The organism is Bradyrhizobium sp. BR 10261 (assembly GCF_019455395.1).
Classification (GTDB): Bacteria; Pseudomonadota; Alphaproteobacteria; order Rhizobiales; family Xanthobacteraceae; genus Bradyrhizobium; species Bradyrhizobium manausense.
Genome location: NZ_JACOFQ010000006.1, coordinates 118055 through 135374, shown reverse-complemented (window position 1 = coordinate 135374; position 17320 = coordinate 118055). Strand labels below are relative to the sequence as shown.

At 63.6% G+C, this 17320-nt stretch carries 19 protein-coding genes; 9 read left to right on the top strand and 10 right to left on the bottom strand.

Features of this window, described 5'->3' with window-relative positions; all coding sequences use genetic code 11:
• The 7 genes from HYH07_RS08885 to HYH07_RS08855 all read right to left on the bottom strand — a co-directional run bounded on the left by HYH07_RS08885 (nucleotide 1) and on the right by HYH07_RS08855 (nucleotide 5448).
• Nucleotides 1-1266, bottom strand: a complete 1266-nt coding sequence (locus HYH07_RS08885) for an AAA family ATPase (protein WP_220002139.1) — start codon at nucleotides 1264-1266, stop codon at nucleotides 1-3.
• Nucleotides 1263-1997, bottom strand: a complete 735-nt coding sequence (locus HYH07_RS08880; RefSeq protein WP_220002138.1) for a CpaD family pilus assembly protein — start codon at nucleotides 1995-1997, stop codon at nucleotides 1263-1265. The genes HYH07_RS08885 and HYH07_RS08880 overlap by 4 nt, the downstream gene beginning before the upstream one ends.
• Before the next feature lie 21 nt (nucleotides 1998-2018).
• Nucleotides 2019-3494, bottom strand: coding sequence for a type II and III secretion system protein family protein (locus tag HYH07_RS08875; protein WP_220002137.1), 1476 nt, complete (start codon nucleotides 3492-3494; stop codon nucleotides 2019-2021).
• Between the two features lie 11 nt (nucleotides 3495-3505).
• Nucleotides 3506-4297, bottom strand: a complete 792-nt coding sequence (cpaB, locus tag HYH07_RS08870; RefSeq protein WP_220002136.1) for a Flp pilus assembly protein CpaB — start codon at nucleotides 4295-4297, stop codon at nucleotides 3506-3508.
• Between the two features lie 124 nt (nucleotides 4298-4421).
• Nucleotides 4422-4946, bottom strand: a complete 525-nt coding sequence (locus HYH07_RS08865; RefSeq protein WP_220002135.1) for a prepilin peptidase — start codon at nucleotides 4944-4946, stop codon at nucleotides 4422-4424.
• Nucleotides 4947-5064: 118 nt separating this feature from the next.
• Nucleotides 5065-5205 (bottom strand): hypothetical protein, encoded by a 141-nt coding sequence (locus HYH07_RS08860; RefSeq protein WP_220002272.1) that lies wholly within the window; start codon nucleotides 5203-5205, stop codon nucleotides 5065-5067.
• 78 nt (nucleotides 5206-5283) lie between these two features.
• Nucleotides 5284-5448, bottom strand: coding sequence for a Flp family type IVb pilin (locus HYH07_RS08855; protein WP_057759447.1), 165 nt, complete (start codon nucleotides 5446-5448; stop codon nucleotides 5284-5286).
• Between the two features lie 256 nt (nucleotides 5449-5704).
• Between HYH07_RS08855 and HYH07_RS08850 the strand changes: the two genes are divergently transcribed.
• The 4 genes from HYH07_RS08850 to HYH07_RS08835 all read left to right on the top strand — a co-directional run bounded on the left by HYH07_RS08850 (nucleotide 5705) and on the right by HYH07_RS08835 (nucleotide 8696).
• Nucleotides 5705-6544, top strand: coding sequence for a sterol desaturase family protein (locus HYH07_RS08850; protein ID WP_220002134.1), 840 nt, complete (start codon nucleotides 5705-5707; stop codon nucleotides 6542-6544).
• 130 nt (nucleotides 6545-6674) lie between these two features.
• On the top strand, nucleotides 6675-7172 hold the full coding sequence (locus HYH07_RS08845; protein WP_220002133.1) for a pilus assembly protein N-terminal domain-containing protein: 498 nt from the start codon (nucleotides 6675-6677) through the stop codon (nucleotides 7170-7172).
• Nucleotides 7173-7425: 253 nt separating this feature from the next.
• Nucleotides 7426-8004: a TadE/TadG family type IV pilus assembly protein gene (locus tag HYH07_RS08840; RefSeq protein WP_220002264.1), complete on the top strand. Its 579-nt coding sequence runs from the start codon at nucleotides 7426-7428 to the stop codon at nucleotides 8002-8004.
• Nucleotides 8005-8120: 116 nt separating this feature from the next.
• Complete coding sequence (locus HYH07_RS08835; RefSeq protein WP_220002132.1) at nucleotides 8121-8696, top strand: TadE/TadG family type IV pilus assembly protein; 576 nt, start codon at nucleotides 8121-8123, stop codon at nucleotides 8694-8696.
• Nucleotides 8697-8809: 113 nt separating this feature from the next.
• Here HYH07_RS08835 and HYH07_RS08830 read toward each other — a convergent pair whose 3' ends face one another.
• The 3 genes from HYH07_RS08830 to HYH07_RS08820 all read right to left on the bottom strand — a co-directional run bounded on the left by HYH07_RS08830 (nucleotide 8810) and on the right by HYH07_RS08820 (nucleotide 11157).
• Nucleotides 8810-9022, bottom strand: coding sequence for a cold-shock protein (locus HYH07_RS08830; RefSeq protein WP_057759442.1), 213 nt, complete (start codon nucleotides 9020-9022; stop codon nucleotides 8810-8812).
• A 270-nt stretch (nucleotides 9023-9292) separates the two neighbouring features.
• Nucleotides 9293-9583 carry a translation initiation factor IF-1 gene (gene infA, locus HYH07_RS08825; RefSeq protein ID WP_008546913.1) on the bottom strand — a complete coding sequence of 97 codons (291 nt, stop codon included), beginning with the start codon at nucleotides 9581-9583 and terminating at the stop codon, nucleotides 9293-9295.
• 23 nt (nucleotides 9584-9606) lie between these two features.
• Nucleotides 9607-11157, bottom strand: coding sequence for a DEAD/DEAH box helicase (locus tag HYH07_RS08820; protein WP_220002131.1), 1551 nt, complete (start codon nucleotides 11155-11157; stop codon nucleotides 9607-9609).
• Nucleotides 11158-11659: 502 nt separating this feature from the next.
• Here HYH07_RS08820 and urtA point away from each other — a divergent pair.
• The 5 genes from urtA (at nucleotide 11660) to urtE (ending at nucleotide 17307) form a co-directional block, all read left to right on the top strand.
• Nucleotides 11660-12982, top strand: a complete 1323-nt coding sequence (gene urtA / locus HYH07_RS08815) for an urea ABC transporter substrate-binding protein (protein ID WP_057759438.1) — start codon at nucleotides 11660-11662, stop codon at nucleotides 12980-12982.
• Nucleotides 12983-13064: 82 nt separating this feature from the next.
• Nucleotides 13065-14675, top strand: coding sequence for an urea ABC transporter permease subunit UrtB (gene urtB / locus HYH07_RS08810; protein ID WP_220002130.1), 1611 nt, complete (start codon nucleotides 13065-13067; stop codon nucleotides 14673-14675).
• Nucleotides 14672-15841 (top strand): urea ABC transporter permease subunit UrtC, encoded by a 1170-nt coding sequence (gene urtC / locus HYH07_RS08805; RefSeq protein WP_220002129.1) that lies wholly within the window; start codon nucleotides 14672-14674, stop codon nucleotides 15839-15841. The genes urtB and urtC overlap by 4 nt, the downstream gene beginning before the upstream one ends.
• 5 nt (nucleotides 15842-15846) lie before the next feature.
• Complete coding sequence (gene urtD, locus HYH07_RS08800; RefSeq protein ID WP_057759432.1) at nucleotides 15847-16608, top strand: urea ABC transporter ATP-binding protein UrtD; 762 nt, start codon at nucleotides 15847-15849, stop codon at nucleotides 16606-16608.
• Nucleotides 16609-16611: 3 nt separating this feature from the next.
• Nucleotides 16612-17307: an urea ABC transporter ATP-binding subunit UrtE gene (gene urtE, locus HYH07_RS08795; protein WP_220002128.1), complete on the top strand. Its 696-nt coding sequence runs from the start codon at nucleotides 16612-16614 to the stop codon at nucleotides 17305-17307.
• Nucleotides 17308-17320: the final 13 nt, after the last annotated feature.

The following is a 17320-nucleotide window of genomic DNA, read 5'->3' as shown; positions in this document are numbered from 1 at the left end:
TTATTTTCCCCGCAACTTCTCAATCAGCGGTGAAAGCAACGACGACTTTTGTTTCTTCGTCTCGCTCCGGCCGGTCAGGCGCTGGGCGATCTGGAGGAACATCTCGATAGACTTATGGTTCGCGGAGATCTCCGCGATCATCTGGCCGTTGTTGGCCGCCGCGCCGAAGATCTGCGGCTCGAACGGAATCGAGACCACCGGCTGGCTCTCGATCGCCTTGGCGAATTCGGTCGCGGCGATCTCCGGCCGCTTGGGAACGCCGACCTGGTTGAGGCAGTACAGCGGCGGGCGGTCGTTGGGACGGGCGGCCTTCAGGAGATCGAACAGGTTCTTGGTATTGCGCAGATTGGCGAGATCCGGCGCCGCCACGATCAGGATGTCATCGGCGCCGATGAGGGCGCGCTTGGTCCAGCCCGACCATTGATGCGGGATGTCCAGCACGATGCAGGGCATGGTCGAGCGCAGCGTGTCGAACACGGCGTCGAAAGCGTCGGTGCCGAAATCATAGACCCGGTCGAGCGTCGCCGGCGCCGCCAGCAGGCTGAGATGGTCCGTGCATTTCGACAGCAGGCGATCGATGAAGGCGGTATCAACGCGATCGGGCGAGAACACGGCGTCCGCGATGCCCTGGGGCGGATCCTGGTTATAGTCGAGCCCGGCCGTGCCGAAAGCGAGGTCGAGATCGGCGACCACGGCGTCCATCGCAAGGTCCCGTGCGATGGCCCAGGCGACGTTGTGGGAAATGGTGGAGGCGCCGACGCCGCCTTTGGCGCCGACCACGGCGATGATGCGGCCGACCGCCTTGGCTTCCGGTGCCGAGAACAGATTGCAGATCGAGCGCACGACGTCGATCGCACCGACCGGCGCGAGCACGTAGTCACTGACGCCGCGGCGCACCAGCTCGCGATAGAGCATGACGTCGTTGATACGGCCGATCACGACGACGCGGGTACCGGCGTCGCAGACGGTGGCGAGCTGGTCCAGCCCGGCCAACAGATCGGTGCGGGCGTCGCTCTCGAGCACGATCACGTTCGGCGTGGGCGCCGAGCGGTAAGCTTCGATTGCAGCCATCATGCCGCCCATCTGGATCTTCAGATGGGCCTTGCCGAGGCGGCGATCCTCGCCGGCCGATTGCACGGCTGCAGCGGTCTCCACGGTATCGCAGAAGGCCTGGACGGAGACGCGCGGCGCGGGCGCAATATGCTCCTCGACCGGCGGCGGGATCTCCGGCTGCTCTTCCTGAGTCTGGCGCGCGTAGTTGATCATTTGCCCGTGTCGCTGAGTTTGGCCTTTTCGGCCTCGGGATAGGTGGTCGCTGTCGGCAACCCCTTGCGGTATTTCTCGAAGGCGGCCGTGCGTCGTATGGTGTAAACAGGAGTTTCAGGCCGCGGCTGCTCGAGGTCCGACGGATTGTCGACCATGGCCGCCATGTTGCGCTGATAGGCGCAGCCGAAATTGTAATAGTCCTTGTTCTCGAACCAGCCCTTGTTCTTCATCGAGGGGCCGATGTCCTCCGGCCACAGGCCGCATGGGCCCGCGACCGCCGCGATCTTCGAATAGGTCAGTCGGATCGGCGGCAGGAAGCGCTTGTCGTCCGGCCGGTAGGGGCGGGCGATGATGCCGCGCGGGGGGACGCCCCCGGCCGCCAGCATCGCCTGAATCTCTCGCATGGATTCCGCAACCGGACGTGCATTGGGCGTTCCCGTGGGCACGTCGATGTGAATCGCGCCGGTACCCTCGTGCGTCCAGGTCGAAGCCAGTCCCATCACGTCGGCGCGCTGGGCTGCGGTCAAGCCGCCGCGGGCGTGACCGACGAACACCACGATCGAGCGGTTCTGCTCCTCGATCGCGATCGGGTGACGTTGCTTGTAGTCGTCGGGAATGGAAGCCGTCGCCACCTCGTCGTGCTGGCAGCCGCCGAGTGCGAGCGCGATACCGACGAGCACGCCGCCGAGGCCGGCGGCGCGGTGGCGGATCTGGGGTCGTGCAGTAATCATGACTTGAGTCCCCGTTCCGCCTCAGTCGGTGATGAAGCCGTAAGTGCCGCGGTAGTTCTTGGCCGGTTCGGTCCGCCCCGGAACGCCGTAAAGGCGGTTGATGTTGCCGATCAGTTCGGCCTGCGGATCGGCCGGCGCCGAGAAGCCGTCGTCCGGACGCGAGAGGTCCTTTGGCGACGTTGCGCGCACGATGTAGGGCGTCACGATCACGACCAGTTCGGTCGCGCTGTTGACGAAGTCGCGGCTGCGGAACAGCGTGCCGAGAATAGGCAGCTGCATCAGGCCCGGCAATCCGCTGACCGCCTGCTTGGTCTGCTGCTGAATCAGACCGGCCATTGCCATTGCGCCGCCGGAGGGAATCTCGAGCGAGGTCTCGGCGCGGCGGGTCCTGATCGAGGGGACGGTCACCGAGTTCACCGAGCTCGTGGTGACGGCCTGCGACAGCGTGATCGCGTTGTCGTTGGAGAGTTCAGACACCTCGGTCATCACCCGCAGGCTGATCTTGCCCTCGGTCAGCACCACGGGGGTGAAATTGAGCGAGATGCCGAACTTCTTGAAGCTGATCTGGGTGGTACAGACATGCGTGGTAGGATCGCAAGCATAGCCCGCCGGCACCGGGAATTCGCCGCCGGCGATAAACGTCGCCGATTCACCGGAGATCGCGGTCAGATTCGGCTCGGCCAGCGTGCGGATCACGCCTGCGGTTTCCATGGCGCGCAGGGTGGCCTGCACAGAGGGGCCTCCGCCGAACTTCGCGCTCAGGCTGTTGCCGTCCACGAGATTGTGGCCAAGCGCGGTGAACGGGTTCGAGTTGGTGAAGCTCACCACCGAGGTGCCGTAGTTGAGGTTCGCGGTGAGATCGATGCCGAGCTGCTTGACGATGTTTCGCGCGACTTCCGCAACGGTCACCTTCAGCATGACCTGGTCGCGGCCGCGGACCACGATCGAGTTCAGCACCTTCTCGGTGCCGCCAGCGAGGCGTGCGGCGAGATCGTTGGCCTGCTGCGCTTCGACCGGGTTGGCCGCGGTGCCGCTCAGGACGACGCCCTCCCCGAGGCCGTCGATCTGGATGTCGGAATTGGGCAAGATCTGCTTCAGCGCCGCGCGCACGCCATTGAGGTCGCGCTTGACTGCGATGTCATAGGCGGCGATCTGCTGGCCGGCGGAATCGAAGAACACGATGTTGGTCTGGCCGACCGAGGCGCCGATGATGTAGGCGCGCTGGGACGAGCGGACCACCGCATTGGCAATCTTGGGATCGGCGACGAGCACGTCCTTGATGTCGCGTGGCAGGTCGATCACGATCGACTTGCCGACGCCGAGCGAAAGGAAGCGCGCGTTCATCTGACCATCGGCCGCGACCGGCGCCGCCGGACGATAGTCAGCCGCAATCACCGGAGTCAGCGCGGGGCTAAGCGTCAGCGCGACAGCGGCCGAGAACGACAGGGCGCGGACCACGGAGGTCCGCATCGTCGCCTGATCTGCCCTGCATTTCATATCGACTGTCCTCATCGTGCTTTCGCACCCTGACTTTGAATGCCGTAGCGAATGATCGAAACGCCGTCGCGCTGCTGCGCGGATTCATCGAGTGTGATCTCGGTCGTCTTGACATCGGCAATGCTGCGCAGCGCCAACGACAGCGTTCCGGCCTGGCGGCCTGAGGACAGCATTCTGGTCTGCGCGGAATCGAGTTCCAGGGTCACGGTCTTGCCGACCACTGCGTTCTGGCCCTCTTTCTCCTTCGGCGCCTGGTCGATGGCCAGCACGCGAACATTGGTCAGGAGGATCTCGGACGTGACGATATCCTGTCCGCTCGGGTCCGGATTCTTGAGGCGGCGCGTGAGCAGAACGTCAACGCGATCGTTGGGCAGGATAAAGCCGCCGGCACCCGTCTCCGGCGTGATTTCGGTCGAGATGGCCCGCTTGCCGCTCGGCAGGATCGCGGCCATGAAGCCCGAACCATCGGCCTTGACCAGCTTCTGGTCGCGGATCGGTTCCCCCTGGATGAAAGGGGCACGGGCGATCGAACCCGTAACCTGGGTCGCGCCGTCCGGGCGCTCGTTGCGGCGAATGAAAGTGGCGCTGGCGGTCGCCGTCGGCCAGGTCTGCCACTGCACGTCGTCCGGCTTCAGGGTCTGTCCGAGGCCGATGTCGTTCTTGGCGACCAGGACGTCGGTGGTGGGAAGCTGCGCGACCGGAGCCGCTGGAGGCGGCGCAGAGTCCGAGCCGCTCGCCAGGTACGCAGCGATGCCGCCGGCGCAGATGGCGACCGTCAGGACGACTATGCGTGCCCTATTCATACGCTCACTTTCCACAAAACGCCGCGACGCTGCCGCCGCCGTAATCGGCAGTTGACCAGCTATTCGTCAAAGCATGGTTAATGAGGCGTATCTAAATCGCCTTAACGCCGGGTTATCGCGGCGTTCAGCGCAGTGCGAGGTGAGCGAGGTCGATCGCCTTCACCCATTCGGTTTCGGGGTAGACCAACAGTGCGCCAAGCGCGAGCGCGATGCCGTAGGGAATGCCGGTCTGCTTGTCGTGAAGCCGTGCGAGCCAGGCCTGGCCGGCAAGTCCGTAAGGGAGCGGCCATTGTCGGAACTGCAGCAGCAGCAGCGTCAGCGCTCCGCCGAACAGCGAGGCGTAGAGCAGGAAGTCCATCAATTGGGCGAAGCCGAACCAGAGCGCCACGGACGCGGCAACCTTGGCATCGCCCCCGCCCATCCAGCCCATCGCGAAGCAGGTGAAGGCCACGACGAGCAGTAGCGCGCCGGCACCGACATGGCTCAGCATCTCGTAAGGTGCCATACCACCGGCGAAGGCGAGCACGAAGAAACCCGCGACCAGCGTCAGCGACACGCGGTTGGAGATCGTCATCGTGAAAAGATCGCTGGCGGCCGCGAACGCCATCAGGGCCGGGAACAGCAGAAGGCGCGCGAGGTCGAGTGTCATGGGCTGCGTCTGGAGGCCTGGGTCTGTCGCGGAAACGGGGCGCCGGCGCATGCTAGAAGGCAGTGTTAAACAAACCGACAACGGCCGCCGCAGCCTGGCAACGACGTCGCCGGCGGTCTCACCACATGCTGGCGATGCGCATCGCCAGCGTGATCATTGCGAGCAGCAGCGCAAGGCAAACCCAATAGGCCGACGCGTCGCCGCGCGCCGTGTCCGCCTCGGTCGCCGCCATTGCGGCATCGGTTCTGTGCTTACGCAACGCCACTGGAACTCGCCGTGTCATGAAAAAACAAAGGCCCCGCAGGTCCGGGGCTTTTTCCGTTTTTTGTCGCTCGGCTCACTTCAGCGAGGTGCTGATCGAGCCGAATTTGGTGTTCAGCGTGCTGCCGAGGTTGTTAACGACAGTGATGATGGCCAGCGCGATGCCGGCGGCGATCAGACCGTATTCGATGGCGGTGGCGCCGGATTCATCCTTCACGAAACGCGCAATCAGGTTCTTCATGAACTAAACTCCGTCTGGGTGAGGTCGCCTCGTTCGGCGCTGTCTTGACGCGCCGACCTTGTGAGCCGAGCTCTTTCGGCGGGGTTAATTCAATCGCTCAAACCCGCCGCGTGCCCGATGCTTTTGGCCAGAGTGAATTTCGCCTTAAGGCGCCCGCCGTGATTCGTTCCGGTTCTGAACTCTGCGTCAACTTCACCCAACCTTAAATTTCGCGGCGTAGGCGTGAGTGGATCAGCAGCCTGGAAGAGACGCGATGATGTCGAGCCTGCCCATGCAAGTCGCCCTGATGCTCGGCGAGACCATCGCGAAGGTGATCCCCGTTACCTTCATGCTCGCGGTGATCTTCACGGTGCTCGAGCATTTCTGGGCCTGCAATCCAGGTCCGGCGTGGTGGCGCAAGCGCGAGATCGTGACCGACATCTGCTACTGGTTCTTCGTTCCGGTGTTTGCCCGCACCATGCGGATCGGACTGCTGATCGTCACCGCCGGCATCGTCTTCAATATCCACGACGCGGACGAGCTGATCGCCTTCTACGACAATGGCCACGGCCCGCTGTCGCAATTGCCGCTCTGGCTGCAGGGGGTGCTGTTCCTGGTAGCGTCCGACTTCATGCTGTACTGGCTGCACCGGCTGTTTCACGGCGGCGGGTTCTGGAAATACCATGCGATCCATCACTCCTCAGAGGAGATCAGCTGGATTTCAGCGGCGCGCTTTCATCCGGTGAATCTGATGCTCGGAACGATCGGCGTCGACGTCGTGCTGCTGATGGCCGGCATATCGCCGAACGTGATGATCTGGGTTGGCCCGTTCACGACCTTCCATTCGGCGTTCGTGCACGCCAATCTGAACTGGACCTTCGGGCCGTTCCGGTATGCGCTGGCGACGCCGGTGTTCCACCGCTGGCACCACACGGCGCTCGAAGAGGGCGGTGACACCAATTTTGCCGGCACTTTCCCGATCTGGGATGTGCTGTTCGGCACCTTCCGCATGCCGAAGGGCGAGCTGCCGCAGGACTATGGCAAGGACGATGCGACCATGCCGAAGGAGATCGCCGGCCAGCTCGCCTATCCGTTCCGCCACCAGGCCGGGCGATAAAACGCAAGTCCGTAGAACAATAGTCGGCGAATTTGCGGAACGTTCACGAATTACAGGCAGGTTAACCGGGTCGGGCGCCGGCTCCGCTTCCAATCGATTCTGCCGGTCTGTGACGTCCCGGGGTAAGAGTATGCGTAAAGAGTTTCTGCGCCGCCATGCGCGCGTCTGTCTCCTGGCTGCGGCTGCGATGCTGGCATCGCCGGCGATCGGCATTGCCGAGCCTGCCGTCGATACCATTGCCGTCAATGTCGACCAGGCCAAGCTGGTGCGCTTGCCCGGCAAGGTCGCCACCATCGTGGTCGGCAATCCGCTGATCGCCGACGTGACGCTCCAGCCCGGCGGCATGATCGTCGTGACCGGCAAGGGTTACGGCGCCACCAACTTCATCGCGCTCGATCGCGGCGGTGAGATCCTGGTCGATCGGCAGATCCAGGTCGAAGGCCCAAGCGACCGGCTCGTCACCGTCTATCGCGGGATCGAGCGGGAATCCTACAGCTGCATGCCGCTCTGCCAGCGCCGCGTCACGCTCGGCGACAGCGACCAATACTTCAACACCACGATGAGCCAGGCCGGCTCGCTGAGCAGCAATGCCAGCGGCAACGCCTCTGCGGCCGCCAAGACCAACTGATAAAGACGAACTGACAAAGACCGACTGACAAGACGAACCGGCACGATCGGTCGGCAGGCCAGGGCGGGACCATCCGGTCCCGCACGCGGTCGCGGGCGACGTACTTTCTGTTCTCCGGTCTTCGCACTGCCGGCGTGGTTAACCCATTGCTAACAACCCCGCCCGGCCCGAATCGAGTGTCGGAAACATTTGGACAATCAGTTTCCGATATTGATCGAGGCACATGATCGCTGCCGCCGGGGAACTCAACGCGATGCCATCGCCTGTAGCTTCGAGATTGACGTTCCGGTCTGCTCTGCGACGGTTTCGCGGGAATCGCGGTGGATCGGCGGCGGTCGAGTTCGCGCTGGTTGCGCCGATCTTCTTCGCGCTGCTATTTGCCATCATCGAGACGGCGCTGGTGTTCTTTTCGGGCCAGGTGCTCGAGACCATCACGCAGAATTCCGCCCGCGTGGTGCTGACCGGCCAGGCGCAGTCGGGTTCGGTGGCGGCCTGCGCGGTGAGCGGCGTCGCTTCGCCTTGCACGCAGGCGACGTTCAAGACTTACGTCTGTAGCCAGATTCCGGCGCTGTTCAACTGCAACAGCCTGTATGTCGACGTCACGAGCTACTCGTCCTTCTCGGCGGTAACGCTGCCGACGCATCTCGATGGGGCGTGCAATTTCGACACCAACATGAACTACAACGCCGGCAATGCCGGCGACATCGTGGTGGTCCGGCTGTTCTATCAGTGGCCGCTGTTCGTGACCGGGCTCGGCTACAACATCGGCTGCGGCAGCACGAACAAGCGGCTGCTGGTGGCAACCGCCGCGTTCAAGAACGAGCCCTACTAAAGCATGATCCGCAAAAGCGGTTTTCCGAAAAAGATCATGCTCAAACAAAGAGCTAAAGCGCGATGACGATTCAACCCAATCTCATCGCGCCTTAGGACAACGGATCGGGCACGGCGATGCAGGCGATTGCAAGATTATGGCGGGCGGCCGGTTTTTCGGCGTGCGAATTCCTTGCCGACGGCAGAGGTCTTGCCGCGACCGAATTCGCGGTGATCGTTCCGCTGATGCTGGTGATGATGTTCGGCACCGTCGAATTCTCGTCAGCTATAGCGATCGATCGCAAGGTGACGCTGATGGCGCGGACGCTGGCGGACCTCACTTCGCAGTCGACCACTGTCGCCGACACCGACATGACCAATTTCTTCGCGGCCTCGACCGCGATCATGACGCCTTATGACGCGACGCCCGTGTCGGCGACGATCACCGAACTTTACGTGGATTCGACGCAGACGGCGCATGTGCAGTGGAGCAAGGGGGCGGCCCCGCGGGCGCAGAGATCCACTGTCTCAATTCCCACGACGCTCGCTGTCGCCAACACCTATCTGATCTTCAGCGAGGTCAGCTACATCTACACGCCGTCGGTCGGCTACGTGCTCAAGAATTTGATCACGCTGAGCGACGTCGCCTACACCCGCCCGCGCCTGTCCGCCTGCGTCTATTACAGCCCGGGCACGACATGCACGACCTATTGAGCCCATCTGCCCCTCGGACATGAAAAAAGGCCGTGCGTTCCGCACGGCCTTTTCCGTTGTTCGGTGCGTTCAGGCTGATCCAGGTGCGCGCCTCGCAAGGTGCGCGTTGGATGTCAGCCTGCGTCGCGGAGATTGTCGGCAGCCGACTTGCCGGACCGGCGATCGGCGACGATCTCGTAGGAGACCTTCTGGCCTTCGCGCAGCGAGCCGAGGCCGGCGCGCTCGACGGCGCTGATGTGAACGAACACGTCCTTGCCGCCGTCGTCGGGCTGGATGAAGCCATAGCCCTTGGTCGCGTTAAACCACTTCACGGTTCCCATGCTCACGGGGATAGTCCCTTCTCAGATACACAATGGTAGAGCCCGCTCGCGCAGGCAGGTTAGATCGAATTTTTGGAAGGGTCGTCAGCGTGTCTGAACCGGCTGTACCGGTGGATGCTAATGTCGTCCGGCCGAAAATCGATTAATTCATTTTATTGGAATTAAGGCCTCAAAACAATGCTGACGTGCACGATTTTTTGATCCGCCGTGATGCCCGCGGCGGATCAGCATACAGGTCAGCATTTTAATTCCGCGCCCAGGCGGGGCGAGGGCAGATCAGCGGCGGCGGAACTGGCCGCCGCGCTGGGGGCCACCGCGCGGCGGTCCACCGGCGGTCGCGGGCCGTTCGTCCTTGTGACGGAAAATCAGCCGGCCCTTTTCGAGGTCGTAGGGCGACATTTCCACCGTCACGCGGTCTCCCGCCAGCGTCTTGATGCGGTTTTTCTTCATCTTGCCGGCGGTATAGGCGACGATCTCGTGCCCGGCGTCGAGCTGGACGCGGTACCGCGCGTCGGGGAGGATTTCGGTGACCAGTCCTTCGAACTGGATCAGCTCTTCCTTAGCCATGAATTTCTCCAGGTCGTGGACGGCTAGTGCGAATGGGGTTTGCGGTTCGGGTGGCCGTTCGGCCGACTCTCACGGCGCAAAAAGGCCACGCCTTGTATCCCATCAGGCGCTCCTGCGCTATGCGCGGAACGCTGTTCCGGGCGTTCGTTTGGCGAATGCATCTTACCACCGGAGCGGCGGCGACGAGAGCCCTTGGAGCCGTTTCCGGGCCTGCCGTCCACATGCCGCGCCTCGCCATGACGGCCCTCTCCGGGCCGCCCGTCGCTCGGCTTGCCGGAGCTGTGATGGCGTCCGTCGGCATGCCTGTCGTCGCTACGCCGTCCGTCGCCATGCCGTGCGCTTTGCGGGCGCTGGCCCGGGCGGCCGCCCGGCCGGCCCTGCCGTTGTTGCTGGGGCGGGGGAGCGCCGGCATCGCGGCGGCCGGCATCCGTGCGGAGGTCCTCGCGCGGCAGCGCCACCTTGATCAGCCGCTCGATGTCGCGGAGATAGCTGAGTTCCTCGCCGCCGGCGACCAGCGAGATCGCGGTGCCGTCGGCGCCGGCGCGCGCGGTCCGGCCGATCCGGTGCACATAGGTCTCCGGCACGTTCGGCAGGTCGTAGTTGATGACGTGGCTGATGCCGTCAACGTCAATGCCACGGGCGGCGATGTCGGTGGCGACCAGGGTGCGGATTTCGCCGGAGCGGAACTGCGCCAGCGTGCGCTCGCGATGGTTCTGCGATTTGTTACCGTGGATCGCGCTGGCGGGGATGCCGGCCCGTTCCAGCGTCTTCACGACCTTGTCGGCGCCGTGCTTGGTGCGGGTGAAAACCAGCGCGCGGTTGATCGGCTCGTCCTTCAGCAGCTTGGTCAGGAAGGTGGCCTTGGCCGGGAAATCCACCTGGATGATGCGCTGGTTGATGCGCTCGGCGGTCGAGGAGACCGGGGTCACCGCGACGCGCGCCGGATCACGCAGCATGGAATCGGCGAGCTCGGCAATGTCCTTCGGCATGGTGGCGGAGAAGAACAGCGTCTGTCGCTTGATCGGGAGTTTCGCGACGATTTTGCGGATGTCGTTGATGAAGCCCATGTCGAGCATGCGATCAGCCTCGTCGAGCACGAGGAACTCGACGCTGCCAAGCTTCAGCCCGTTGCTCTGCACGAGGTCGAGCAGGCGGCCGGGGGTGGCAACCAGCACGTCGACGCCCTGCATCAGGGCGCGGACCTGGCGACCCATCGGCACGCCGCCGATGGCGAGCGTCGAGGACAGGCGAATGTGGCGACCATAGGCGTTAAAGCTGTCGAGGATCTGCCCGGACAGTTCGCGGGTCGGCGAGAGCACCAGCACGCGGGCCGTCTTGGGCTGTGGCTTGATCCGGTTCTCGAGCAGGCGATGCAGGATCGGCAGCGCGAAGGACGCGGTCTTGCCGGTGCCGGTTTGGGCGATGCCGACGACGTCGCGGCCGGTCAGCGCCAGCGGAATGGTTTGGGCCTGGATCGGGGTCGGGGTGACGTAATTCTCTTCGGCGAGAGCACGTGCGATGGGTTCGGCGAGGCCGAAGTCCTGAAACGAAGTCAAAAGATGGGTTCTTTCCATGTCAAATGCCGGCGCCCGACGCAATCAGCGGGGCGCGTGCATAAGGGTGTCGAGAAGACACCTGCGTGTTTGGGGTGTCGGATGGCTTGGGAGATATGGGGCAAGCCAGAGGCCCGTGGGGGCTTAAGAACACGCGGCTCGCTACGACCGCTCGATTCGCAAGCGATCTCCACCCTCATATGGAACATTGACGGGGCGCTTTCAAGGCGGGCCGTCGGCCGGGATCGATGGCGGTGCAAAAATAGTTATGCCGGAAATTTAGCCAATGAGCCCATTTTGCTCAAAAAATGAACTGGCTGCCGCATGCGCATACAATTTATCTGCCTAAATTTTGAGCGGCCAGACTGCGGCTAAAGTTTGATAGCGGCGGAATTGTCTAGATCGACCAATCACTTGGCAGGTGCCGAGCCCATGGCATGGTTCTTGCGATTCCGTTAATCGCAAGCGGCCGTGGGGCCGTTTCGCAGCGTTTTCACGTCTGCGTCAGGGAGATGATACATCCATGCCTACCAAATCCATTCACGATATAGCGGCGTCATTTAGCCGCCGCGGCGTGCTCGCCGCGACCACCGGACTGTTGCTCGGTTTGGCGTCCATTTCCGGCGCGAAGGCTGCGGACGACACCATCAAGGTCGGCGTCCTGCACTCCCTCTCGGGCACCATGGCCATCAGCGAAACCACGCTGAAGGACACCATTCTCTTCCTGATCGACGAGCAGAACAAAAAGGGCGGCGTGCTCGGCAAGAAGCTCGAGGCCGTTGTCGTCGACCCCGCCTCGAACTGGCCGCTGTTCGCCGAAAAGGCGCGCGAGCTGATCACCAAGGACAAGGTCTCGGTCGTGTTCGGCTGCTGGACCTCGGTGTCGCGCAAGTCGGTGCTGCCGGTGTTCAAGGAACTCAACAACATCCTGTTCTACCCCGTGCAGTACGAGGGTGAGGAGTCCGAGCGCAACGTGTTCTACACCGGTGCTGCGCCGAACCAGCAGGCGATCCCTGCCGTCGATTACCTGATGAAGGACGAGAAGGTGAAGCGCTGGGTGCTCGCGGGCACCGACTACGTCTATCCGCGCACGACCAACAAGATCCTGGAAGCCTATTTGAAGTCGAAGGGTGTCGCCCAGGAAGACATCATGATCAACTACACGCCGTTCGGCCATTCCGACTGGCAGACGATCGTGGCCGACATCAAGAAGTTCGGCTCGGCCGGCAAGAAGACGGCGGTGGTCTCCACCATCAACGGCGACGCCAACGTCCCCTTCTACAAGGAGCTCGGCAACCAGGGCATCAAGGCGAAGGACATCCCGGTGGTCGCGTTCTCGGTGGGTGAGGAAGAGCTCGCCGGCATCGACACCAAGCCGCTGGTCGGCCATCTCGCCGCCTGGAACTACTTCCAGTCGATCAAGACCCCGGCGAACGAGAAGTTCATCAAGGACTGGCAGGCCTACACCAAGAACCCGAAGCGCACGACCAACGATCCGATGGAAGCCCACGTGATCGGCTTCAACATGTGGATCAAGGCCGTCGAGAAGGTGAAGTCGACCGATCCGGACAAGGTGATCGATGCGCTTCCCGGCATCGAGGCGCCGAACCTGACCGGTGGTACTTCGAAGATGCTGCCGAACCACCACATCACCAAGCCGGTGTTCATCGGCGAGATCAAGGGCAACGGCCAATTCGACGTGGTCTGGAAGACCCCGGGTCTGGTGGCGGGCGACGCCTGGTCGAAGGAGCTCGAGGGCTCCAAGGACCTGATCGGCGACTGGGTCGGCAAGAAGTGCGGCAACTTCAACACCAAGACCAACAAGTGCCTCGGCTCCGGCTCCTGATCCGGACCTGACATTCGACTGCACGACGGGAGAAGACGGCTATTCCGCCGTCTTCTCCCCACTTCTGCCGGGGTGATCCACAGTGCCAACCAAATTGTCCGCTCGTTTCTGCAGCCTTGTCCTGTCGCTGTTCCTGATCGCGTTCGCATTGCCGGCCTTGGCCGGTCCGTTCGAGGATGCAGTCGCCAAATTCGCCAACGACGATTATTCGGATACGGACGAGGCGATCGGCGCGGTCGCAAGCAGCGGCAACAAGCTCGCCTTTCCGATCATCAGCGCACTGCAGGACGGCCGCCTCATGGCTGATCCTGACACCAAGAAAGTTTACGTCACCGGCACCGACGGCAAGTCGATCGACGCCGCGACCGGTGAGCCCGTCGCCAGCGTGCCTGACAGCGCCAGCGCCGTCCGTCTCAACAACCGCCTGCGCCGCAGCGTCGATGCTGCGCTCGGCAGCCTGACGCTGCAGTCGCCCGATCTCGGCGCGCGGCTCCAGGCCGCTCAATCCGTCTTCAAGTCGCATGAAGAGACCGCGCTCGAGGCGGTCGAAAGCGCGCTCGCCAAGGAGAGCAATAAATCGGCCAAGACCGCGCTCGGCGAGGCACGGGCGGCGATCCTGCTGTTCAAGTCCGACGCCACCGAAGTCCAGAAGCTCGAGGCCGTCGCCACCATCAAGGCGCGCGGCGATCAGGACGCGCTGGCGCTGCTCTCCGACATCGGCGCCGACCAGCCGGCCTCCGTCGCGAAGGCCGCGACGAGCGCGATCGGCTCGATCCAGAATACGCTGGCGGTCTGGTCCACGGTGCAGAATGCCTGGTACGGCCTTTCGCTCGGCTCGGTGTTGCTGCTCGCCGCGATCGGGCTTGCCATCACCTTCGGCGTGATGGGCGTCATCAACATGGCCCATGGCGAGATGGTGATGCTGGGGGCCTACACCACCTTCGTGGTGCAGGAGGTGATCCGCACCCGCTATCCCGCTCTGTTCGACTATTCGCTGCTGATCGCGGTGCCGCTCGCCTTCCTCGTCGCCGGCGCCATCGGCGTGCTGATCGAGCGCAGCATCATCCGCTTTCTCTATGGCCGGCCGCTGGAGACGCTGCTCGCGACCTGGGGCCTGTCGCTGGTGCTGCAGCAGGCGGTGCGCACGATGTTCGGCCCGACCAACCGCGAGGTCGGCAACCCCTCCTGGATGAGCGGTGCGTTCGAGCTCGGCCAGATCACCATCACCTATAACCGGCTCTGGATCCTCTGCTTCACGCTGGCGGTGTTCGTGATCCTGCTCGCCATGCTGCGCTACACGGCGCTGGGCCTCGAGATGCGCGCCGTGACGCAAAACCGGCGCATGGCGGCCTCGATGGGCATTGCCACCTCGCGCGTCGACGCGCTGACCTTCGGGCTCGGGTCGGGCATTGCCGGCATCGCCGGCGTGGCGCTGTCGCAGATCGACAATGTCAGCCCCAATCTCGGCCAGAGCTACATCATCGACAGTTTCATGGTCGTGGTGTTCGGCGGCGTCGGCAATCTCTGGGGCACGCTGGTCGGCGCCTTCACGCTCGGCATCGCCAACAAGTTCCTGGAGCCGGTCGCCGGCGCTGTGCTCGGCAAGATCGCGATCCTGGTCCTGATCATCCTGTTCATTCAAAAGCGGCCGCGCGGCCTGTTCGCGCTCAAGGGCCGTGCGGTGGAAGCATGACCCCTCACATGCTGACGCGATCGCTGGACCGCGGCGCGGCGATCTTCCTGATGGTCGTCGCCGCCTGCGGCATCCTCATCCCGCTCTCCAACCTGCTGCTGCCGGCAGGCTCGTTCCTGCAGGTGCCGACCTATCTGGTCGCGCTCTGGGGCAAATATGTCTGCTACGCCATCCTGGCGCTCTCGATCGACCTGATCTGGGGCTATTGCGGCATTCTCTCGCTCGGCCACGGCGCCTTCTTCGCGCTCGGCGGCTACGCGATGGGCATGTACCTGATGCGGCAGATCGGCACCCGCGGCGTCTACGGCAATCCCATCCTGCCCGACTTCATGGTGTTCCTGAACTGGCAGAAGCTGCCCTGGTACTGGTACGGCTTCGACATGTTCTGGTTCGCGGCGTTGATGGTGCTTGTCGTGCCGGGCCTGCTCGCCTTTTGCTTCGGCTGGCTCGCCTTCCGCTCCCGCGTCACCGGCGTCTATCTGTCGATCATCACGCAGGCGATGACCTATGCGCTGCTGCTCGCCTTCTTCCGCAATGATTTCGGCTTCGGCGGCAATAACGGCCTGACCGACTTCAAGGACATCCTGGGCTTCAACGTCCAGGCCGAGGGCACCCGTGCCGCGCTGTTCGGGCTGAGCTGTCTGGCGCTGATCTTCAGCTTCCTGATCTGCCGCTCCGTCGTGTCCTCCAAGCTCGGCAAGGTGCTGATCGCGATCCGCGACGCCGAATCGCGCAGCCGCTTCCTCGGCTACCGCGTCGAATCCTACAAGCTGTTCGTGTTCACGCTGTCGGCCTGCATGGCCGGCGTTGCCGGCGCGCTCTATGTGCCGCAGGTCGGCATCATCAACCCATCCGAATTCGCGCCGGGCAATTCGATCGAGGCGGTGATCTGGGTCGCGGTCGGCGGCCGCGGCACGCTGGTCGGTGCGGCGCTCGGTGCCATCGTCGTCAACTACGCAAAGACCTTCTTCACCTCGGGTGTGCTGGCCCCGTACTGGCTGTTCATGCTGGGCGCGCTGTTCATCCTGGTGACGCTGCTGCTGCCCAAGGGCATCGTCGGCACCTTCAGCGCCTGGCGCGAACAGGCCAAGGAGAGGCGTCCGGCCGCGACGAGTGCGAGCGCGGCGGCTGAAGACGGCATCACCGAACCGAAGATGGCGGAGTAGCGGTCATGAACGTCATGGATACCCGCGCGACCTCCGCGATGCTCTATCTCGACGGCGTGCACGTCTCGTTCGATGGTTTCCACGCCATCAACAATCTGTCGCTGACGCTTGCGCCCGGCGAGATGCGCGCCATCATCGGCCCGAACGGCGCCGGCAAAACCACGATGATGGACATCATCACCGGCAAGACCAAGCCGGACGAGGGCACCGTGTTGTTCGACGGCGTCACCGATTTGACGCGGCTCGACGAGACCCGCATCGCCGAGCTCGGCATCGGCCGCAAATTCCAGAAGCCGACGGTGTTCGAGAGCCAGACCGTGCAGGACAATCTGCTGCTGGCGCTCAATGTCGATCACAGCGTCAAGGGCACGCTGTTCTGGCGCGGCAGCAGGGCCGAGTCCGAGCGCATCGACAAGGTGCTGGAGACGATCCGCCTCACCGACGCCCGCAACCGCCTCGCCGGCAGCCTCAGCCACGGCCAGAAGCAGTGGCTCGAGATCGGCATGCTGCTCGCGCAGGATCCGAAACTGCTCCTCGTCGACGAGCCCGTCGCCGGCATGACCGACGTCGAGACCCACCTCACTGCCGAGCTGCTCAAGGAGATCAACAAGACCCACACCGTCATGGTGGTCGAGCACGACATGACATTCGTGCGCGAGCTCGGGGTCAAGGTCACCTGTCTGCACGAAGGCACCGTGCTCGCCGAAGGAACCATTGACCAGGTCTCGTCGAACGACCGGGTCATCGAAGTCTATCTGGGACGCTGAGCAATGCTTGAGGTCAAGGACATCAACCTGTTCTACGGCGCGGCGCAGGCGCTGCGCGGCGTCTCGATCGCCGCCGAACCCGGCAAGGTGACCTGCGTGCTCGGTCGCAACGGCGTCGGCAAGACCTCGCTGCTGCGCGCCATGGTCGGGCAATATCCGATCTCCTCGGGCGCGATCCTGTTCGACGGCGGCGACATTAGCGGCCTCAAGCCCTATGAGCGGGCGCGCAAGGGCATCGGCTTCGTGCCGCAGGGCCGCGAGATCTTTCCGCTGCTGACTGTCGAGGAGAACCTCAAGACCGGCTTCGGCCCGCTCAAGCGCCAGGACAAGAACATTCCCGACGATGTGTTCTCGCTGTTTCCGGTGCTGCAATCCATGCTCGGCCGGCGCGGTGGCGACCTCTCCGGCGGCCAGCAGCAGCAGCTCGCGATCGGCCGCGCGCTGGTGATGCGGCCAAAATTGCTGCTGCTCGACGAGCCGACCGAGGGCATCCAGCCCTCGATCATCAAGGACATCGGCAGGGCGATCTCTTACTTGCGCAACCTCGGCAACATCGCCATCGTGCTGGTCGAACAATATCTCGACTTTGCCTGCGAACTCGGCGACAGCTTTGCGGTGATGGATCGTGGTGCGGTGAAATTCACCTGCGACCGCTCCAATCTCGACCCAAGCGAGATCAGCCGCCAGATGGCGCTGTAGGCCGGGGCATTGT